Origin of the sequence: uncultured Caballeronia sp., assembly GCF_964243625.1 — a bacterium.
GTDB lineage: Bacteria > Pseudomonadota > Gammaproteobacteria > Burkholderiales > Burkholderiaceae > Caballeronia.
Genome location: NZ_CAXTGZ010000347.1, coordinates 1 through 6,505, shown reverse-complemented (window position 1 = coordinate 6,505; position 6,505 = coordinate 1). Strand labels below are relative to the sequence as shown.

At 61.3% G+C, this 6,505-nt stretch carries 7 protein-coding genes; 5 read left to right on the top strand and 2 right to left on the bottom strand.

Going from position 1 to position 6,505, the window contains the following annotated elements; translation table 11 throughout:
- On the top strand, positions 1-416 hold a 416-nt coding region (locus ACFFAR_RS21235), incomplete at its 5' end, for a peroxiredoxin (protein WP_375508405.1).
- Between the two features lie 27 nt (positions 417-443).
- Positions 444-914, top strand: coding sequence for a hypothetical protein (locus ACFFAR_RS21230; RefSeq protein ID WP_174365272.1), 471 nt, complete (start codon positions 444-446; stop codon positions 912-914).
- Between the two features lie 4 nt (positions 915-918).
- On the opposite strand, the gene cydB is transcribed toward ACFFAR_RS21230, so the two are convergent.
- Positions 919-1,923 carry a cytochrome d ubiquinol oxidase subunit II gene (cydB, locus tag ACFFAR_RS21225; RefSeq protein ID WP_174364638.1) on the bottom strand — a complete coding sequence of 335 codons (1,005 nt, stop codon included), beginning with the start codon at positions 1,921-1,923 and terminating at the stop codon, positions 919-921.
- The gene (locus tag ACFFAR_RS21220; protein WP_061999859.1) at positions 1,920-3,383 is read right to left on the bottom strand and encodes a cytochrome ubiquinol oxidase subunit I; all 1,464 of its coding nucleotides are present in this window, start codon (positions 3,381-3,383) and stop codon (positions 1,920-1,922) included. The genes cydB and ACFFAR_RS21220 overlap by 4 nt, the downstream gene beginning before the upstream one ends.
- 255 nt (positions 3,384-3,638) lie before the next feature.
- Between ACFFAR_RS21220 and sugE the strand changes: the two genes are divergently transcribed.
- From sugE to ACFFAR_RS21205, 3 genes are all read left to right on the top strand, one after another.
- Positions 3,639-3,959 carry a quaternary ammonium compound efflux SMR transporter SugE gene (sugE, locus tag ACFFAR_RS21215; RefSeq protein ID WP_062170154.1) on the top strand — a complete coding sequence of 107 codons (321 nt, stop codon included), beginning with the start codon at positions 3,639-3,641 and terminating at the stop codon, positions 3,957-3,959.
- A gap of 371 nt (positions 3,960-4,330) precedes the next feature.
- Positions 4,331-4,975, top strand: coding sequence for a DUF4126 domain-containing protein (locus ACFFAR_RS21210; RefSeq protein WP_061999857.1), 645 nt, complete (start codon positions 4,331-4,333; stop codon positions 4,973-4,975).
- 77 nt (positions 4,976-5,052) lie between these two features.
- Positions 5,053-6,505, top strand: a 1,453-nt coding sequence (locus tag ACFFAR_RS21205) for an ABC transporter permease (RefSeq protein ID WP_375508406.1), incomplete at its 3' end; no start/stop codon positions are given.

The following is a 6,505-nucleotide window of genomic DNA, read 5'->3' as shown; positions in this document are numbered from 1 at the left end:
ACTATTCACTCGCGAGCGCGTTGAAGAAGGGTCCGGTCGTGTTGTACTTCTATCCGGCCGCCTTCACCAAGGGCTGCACGATCGAGGCGCATGAATTCGCCGATGCCGTCGATGAATACAAGGCGCAAGGCGCAACCGTGATTGGCGTGTCGCATGACAACATCGACACACTGAAGAAGTTTTCGGTGAGCGAGTGCCGCAGCAAATTCCCAGTTGCCGCGGATGCCGACTCGAAAATCATCAAGCAATATGACGCGTCCATGCCGCTCGTCAACTCCATGGCAAACCGCGTTTCATACGTGATCGCGCCCGATGGAAAGGTGATCTACGAATACACGAGTCTCTCGCCGGACCAGCACGTGGCAAATACGTTGCAGGCGTTGAAGGGCTGGAACGCGAAGCACAAGACGCAGTAAATCCTTTGCACTCGAGGTTGTTTGCCGATGCCGATCATCGTTGCACTTGTCGTTCTTGTCGCTGTGATTTACGGCGCGTTCTGGTCCTTCCACGAAATCTCGGCGGCGTTCGGTTTCGGCGATGCCCTCGGCGCCGCGATCGTGGCGGGTTTGATCGTGGTGGCCGTTGCCGCCTACTTCTGGTTCCGATGGAAAGAAGTCGCCCCCAATGTCCGCGACGGCGACTGGACGCACGAGATAAAGGGCGACTGGGGCGGTGTAAGGGTAGCGGCGGTCAAGCGCCTGTGCGAGATTCGCGTGGGTGAGCGCACCGGCATGTACATCTTTGCCGACCTGCGTGGCGCGCGCATGGAAGCAGGTTCTGCGGGCCAGGCGTGGCAGGTCGTGCTCGATGTCGCCGACACCACGCAAGCGAAATGGGTAATGCCCATGCGCGATCGCCGCGAGGCACACAAGTGGAGCCGGATCTTGCAAAAGGCCACGGATCAGAAACTGTGATCGCCTAGTGATAACCCATGTCACCGCGCACTTTGCCGCGAAATACCCAGTACGACCAGACTACATAGAGCACGATCACGGGCAGCAGGAACATCGTTCCGATGAGCAAAAACTGCTGTGAAAGCGGCGTTGTGGACGCATCCCATAACGTCACCGATGGCGGCGCAATAAACGGCCACAAGCTGATCACAAGGCCCGTGAACGCGAGGAAGAACAAGCCGATCGAACACATGAACGGCACGACTTCCTTTCTCTTGCCGAGCGCCGACCATAACGTCCATACGAGCAGTACTGTCAGCACCGGCACCGGCGCAAACACGAAGCTTGCGGGAAAACTGAACCAGCGCTCCGAAATCCGTGCGTCCTTGAGCGGCGTCCAGATGCTGATCAGCAAGATGAACGCAATCACGCCGAACAACACCTTCTTTGCCATGCCGCGCGCCCATTCCTGCAGTTCGCCCTCGGTTTTAAGCACGAGCCACGTCGTGCCCTGCAACGCATAACCGAAGATCAACCCGATGCCCGTCAAGAGCGGAAACGGCGCGATCCAGTCCCAGCTCGTGCCGATAAAAACGCGGCCGTGTATCGGAAAGCCCTGGATGAACATGCCGAGCACCACGCCCTGCGAAAACGTCGCGATCAGCGATCCATATCCGAACGCGCCGTCCCAGATCCACTTGCGCGCGCCGACCACCTCGCGGAATTCGAAGGCGACGCCGCGAAAGATCAGCCCGAGCAGCATCAGCAGGATCGGAAAATAAACCGCCGGCACGATGATCGAAAACGCCAGCGGAAACACCGCCAGCAAGCCGCCGCCGCCGAGGATCAGCCACGTTTCATTGAAGTCCCAGACCGGGGCGACCGAATTGATCATCAACTGCCTCTCTACGGGGTCGCGGCGGAGCAGGAACACCATCCCGACGCCGAGATCGAAGCCGTCGAGCAGCACGTACATGAATACGGCAAGCGCCAGGATGGCGGCCCACATCGGCACGAGGTCGAGCATCATGGTCTCCTGGCTGGCGGAACGACATCGTCGGCCCGGACGGCTTTGACCGCGCCCGAAGCCCCCGCAGCACTCGCCGATGCCGCCGATAAAGGCCGCGCCGCACGTGTCTCTGGTTGCAGCAGGTCGTGATCGGTTTCGATGTGTTCGTCGGCGGGACCGAGGCGCACGAGGCGTCGCAGCAGGATATAGCCGGAGCCGAAAATCACGATGTACGCCAGCACGTAAAGCAGCCACGAGAGCCCGACATCGCCGGCCTTCAATGATGGCGTGACCGAATCGCTCGTGCGCATCAGGCCATAGACGGTCCACGGCTGACGACCGCTTTCAGTGGTGGTCCAGCCGGCCAGCACGGCGATAAACCCGAGCGGCATGCCATACGTGGCGCATCGCAGCCAGCGCTGGCTGGTTTCGAGCTTGCCGCGCGCAAATAGCACGATGCCGGAGAGCACCAGCACGAACATCAGCACGGCGATGCCGACCATGATCCGGAACGCGAAGAAGACCACGGCAACGTTTGGCCGGTCCTCGCGCGGAAAGTCTTTCAGCCCTTGCACGACGCCGTTTGGATCGTGCGTGAGATAAATGCTGCCGAGCACGGGTATCGATATTTCGAAGCGGTTGCGTTCATTCTCCTGATCGGGAATGGCGAAGATGGCGGCGGGAATGCGCGATCCGGTTTCCCACAGTCCTTCCATGGCGGCGAGTTTTGCGGGCTGATGCTCGCGCGTATTGAGACCGTGCATATCGCCGATAACCATCTGCACCGGCACCATGATCATCAGGAAGATCAGCGCCATCTTGGTCATCACGCGGCTTTCTTCCAGCGACCGTCGCTGACGCAAGTACATGGCGCCCACGCCCAGAATGACGAATGCGGCCGTGACGAGAAAAGCGCTGACCGTGTGGCCGAGGCGGTATGGGAAGGAGGGCGTGAAGATGGCGTCGAAGAAACTGGTCACTTCGAAGCGGCCGTCTGGCAGGATCTTGTAGCCGCGCGGCGTCTGCATCCAGCTATTGACCGCGAGAATCCAGAACGACGAGATCACCGTGCCCGACGCCACGAAAAACGCGGCCAACACGTGCGCCCATTGCGGCACGAGCTTGCGGCCGAAGAGCAGCACGCCGAGAAACGCGGCTTCGAGAAAAAACGCGGTGAGGACTTCGTACCCCATCAACGGACCGATCACGCTCGCGGTGGCATCGGTGAAGCGGCTCCAGTTGGTGCCGAACTGGAACGGCATCACGATCCCGGACACCACGCCCATGCCGAACGACACCGCGAATATCTTGAGCCAGAACGCCGAGAGCCGCCTGTAGACGTCGCGTTTGGTCACCCACCAGAGCACTTCCAGTGTCGCGATAAAACATGACAGGCCAACGGTGAACGCCGGCAGCAGGATGTGAAAAGCAATGACCCACGCGAATTGAAAACGGGACAGCAAAACGGCATCTAATTCCATGAACACTCCGCATGAGAAGTTTTCTATGGCGCGCTTGACGACTTAGATTAAACCAGGATTTCGATAAACGACGGTTTTATTTAGGGCGCCTTCTGAATGAGAACCCGGCGGGCCGCGTAACAGCGTAATCAAACGCGTCACATGCGGCGTTTTGTCATCGTTGATATAATTACGCTTTGATTACACGCTGCGTGGACGACCACGCACGCATCGATCACACCGGGGACGGCCCCATTTTCGTTCAGGGGAATGTCCATGTCCTGGTTTCTATTGTTTATCGCCGGTTTGCTCGAAGTCGCGTGGGCCGCGGGCCTCAAGACTTCCGAGGGGTTCACGCGGCTGTGGCCATCCGTGTTCACCATCGTGACGGCGACCGGCAGCTTCGTGCTGCTCGCCATGGCCATGCGTCAATTGCCGCTCGGGACCGCTTACGCAGTCTGGACGGGCATCGGCGCGGTCGGTGCGTTCATCTTCGGCATCGTGATGATGGGCGAGGCGCTTACCGTGGCGCGGGTCGCGAGCGCGGCGTTGATCGTGGTCGGGCTTATTGGGTTGAAATTGTCCTCGGGACATTGATCGCAACGGATATTGCAGTGCTCTTGCAACGGTTTCTGCTGCATTAACGGCTCAAACAATCAATAAATCGGCCGTTAAACAGTGGTGCATTCCGCTTCACCGGTTCTTTGGCTTTAAGGGTTGAATCGCGAACTTGGGTGCTCGACACAGAGGAAATATGACGCGCTGCATCGGCGGGCCAGCCGTGGCTATAATGGGTTCAGACAGCCAGCGGGTTCGGAGTATCCGGTGCCTGGCGCCCGAATGCTTCATGTTTTGTCCATTATCCCCACCCGATGCTTCATCCAGGCGAAGGGTAAAACACTCAATTCAGGAACGCCGTGACGGTCCTGATGCCTGGCGCGGGGTGAGCAGCGCGCAAGGAGGCGGTGATGCTTGAAGCACTTTCGCTGGCAGCGGGACTCTCGTGGGCCAGCGGGCTGCGACTGTATCTGACGGTATTCGTGGCGGGATTGTTCGAGCGGCTGGGTCTGATCCACCTGCCCGAAACGCTCTCGGTGCTGGCGTCTCCGTGGGTGATCGGTGTGGCAGCGGCGCTGACCATCGTTGAATTTTTCGCCGATAAAATCCCCGCATTCGACTCCCTCTGGGACGCCATTCATACTTTTATCCGCATTCCTGCCGGCGCCGTGCTTGCCGTCGGCGCGTTCGGTCACGCCGATCCGGCCCTTCTGACCATCGCGGCGCTTGCCGGCGGGACGCTCGCGGGTGCGGCGCATCTGGCTAAGGCCGGAACGCGCGCGCTCATCAATTTGTCGCCGGAACCGGTATCGAACTGGGTTGCTTCCGCCACCGAAGACTTCGGCGCGCTGCTCGGCATCACGCTCGCGCTATTCGTGCCGTTGTTGTGTCTGCTATTGATCATCGCGTTCCTGCTGTGCGCCGGATGGGCGCTGCCGCGGCTCGTGAGAGGCGTGCGCGGCGGATTCGGCCGGATGGCCAAACACATGGTGGCGGCCCCAAGCGTCACGGCACGCGTGAATTCTGGCGGACCGTTCAGGAGCAAGCACGATTGAGCACCAGCAGCGTGGATAGCAGCGGTTCGGATTCGAAGCAGGGATCGAAGCGGGATTTGAGTCGGCGTGGACTGGGCATGGGGCAGATTGCGCGGCAGTCGCTACGCATGACGGCGCGCGACTGGCGCGCCGGCGAACTGACCATGCTCATTCTTGCGCTCGTGCTTGCGGTTGCCGCGCTCGCGAGCGTTGGTTTCCTCGGCGACCGGATGCGGCAGGGACTCGAGCGCGATGCGCGCCAGATGATCGCAGCGGACTTTGTCGTTCGCGCCGATCATCCCGTCGATCCATCGTTTGCCGCTGAAGCAGCGCAACTCAAGCTCCAGACCGCAACCACCGCAATTTTCCCCAGCATGATCAGCGCCGGTGTCGCCGGTGCGGGTTCCGCGCCTGTTGCCAGGCTATCGGCGCTCAAGGCTGTATCGCCCGGTTATCCGCTGCGAGGCTCGCTGCGTATTGCGCCGGCGGTCGGTCAGCCCGACGCCCCCGCCACATCCATCCCCGCTCCCGGCACCGTATGGGCTGATCCTGCCTTGCTCGACGCGCTCAAAGTCCCGGTCGGCGGCACGGTTCGCGTCGGCACGCGTGCGTTCAAGGTGTCCGCGATCATCACGCGCGAACTCGATCGCGGGTTTTCGTTCGTGAGCTTCTCGCCGCGCCTGATGATGCGTGCCGATGAACTCCCGTCCACCGGCCTCATTACGTTTGGCAGCCGCGTGACGTATCGGCTGTTGGTGGCCGGGCCGGACGCACAGGTCAAGCAATTCGCCGAATTCGCCCGCGACAAGGTCGATGGAAAACCGGTTGCCGGGGCGAACGGCGCTGCGACTGAAGGCAGCAAATTGCGCGGCGTGGCGCTTGAGTCGCTGCAGGACGGCCAGCCGCAGGTGCGCCAGACGATCGACCGGGCAAGTCACTTTCTTACGCTGGTTTCGCTTTTGACCGCACTGCTTGCAGCGGTCGCGATCGCGATGGCGTCGCACCGGTTCGCGCGTCGTCATCTTGATGGTTGCGCCGCGATGCGCTGCCTGGGTGTCAGCCAGGCGACGTTGCGATCGTTGTTCATAGGCGAGTTCTTGCTGGTGGGCGTGCTGGGCAGCGTGGTTGGCGTCGTGCTCGGCTTCGGTGGGCATCTGGTGCTGCTCAGTTGGCTCGGAACACTCGTCGATGTCGAATTGCCATCGCCCAGCATCTGGCCGGCAGTGCAGGGCGTGGCGACCGGACTCGTACTGCTGCTCGGCTTCGCGGTGCCGCCGTTGTTGCCGCTGACACGCGTGCCGCCGGTACGCGTGATTCGCCGCGAACTCGGCGATGCAGGCCGGATCGCGTGGATTGCGTATGCCGTTGGCGTGCTGCTCTTCGCCGGATTGCTTGTTGTCGCGGCGGGCGAATGGAAGCTGGGCGGGATCGTTGCCGGCGGTTTTGCGGGCGGCTTGCTCGTGTTCGGCCTGGTTGCGCGTGTGGCGCTCTGGGCGGCGGCGCGCTTCGTTCGCAGCGCACGAGCGTCCAGCGTGATGTCGAAGAAGTCCA

Excerpts from the sequence above, each read along its gene's own strand:
- ACFFAR_RS21230 (WP_174365272.1), top strand. The coding sequence starts at position 444 with ATGCCGATCATCGTTGCACTTGTCGTTCTTGTCGCTGTGATTTACGGC.
- cydB (WP_174364638.1), bottom strand. The coding sequence starts at position 1,923 with ATGATGCTCGACCTCGTGCCGATGTGGGCCGCCATCCTGGCGCTTGCC.
- ACFFAR_RS21220 (WP_061999859.1), bottom strand. The coding sequence starts at position 3,383 with ATGGAATTAGATGCCGTTTTGCTGTCCCGTTTTCAATTCGCGTGGGTC.
- sugE (WP_062170154.1), top strand. The coding sequence starts at position 3,639 with ATGTCCTGGTTTCTATTGTTTATCGCCGGTTTGCTCGAAGTCGCGTGG.
- ACFFAR_RS21210 (WP_061999857.1), top strand. The coding sequence starts at position 4,331 with ATGCTTGAAGCACTTTCGCTGGCAGCGGGACTCTCGTGGGCCAGCGGG.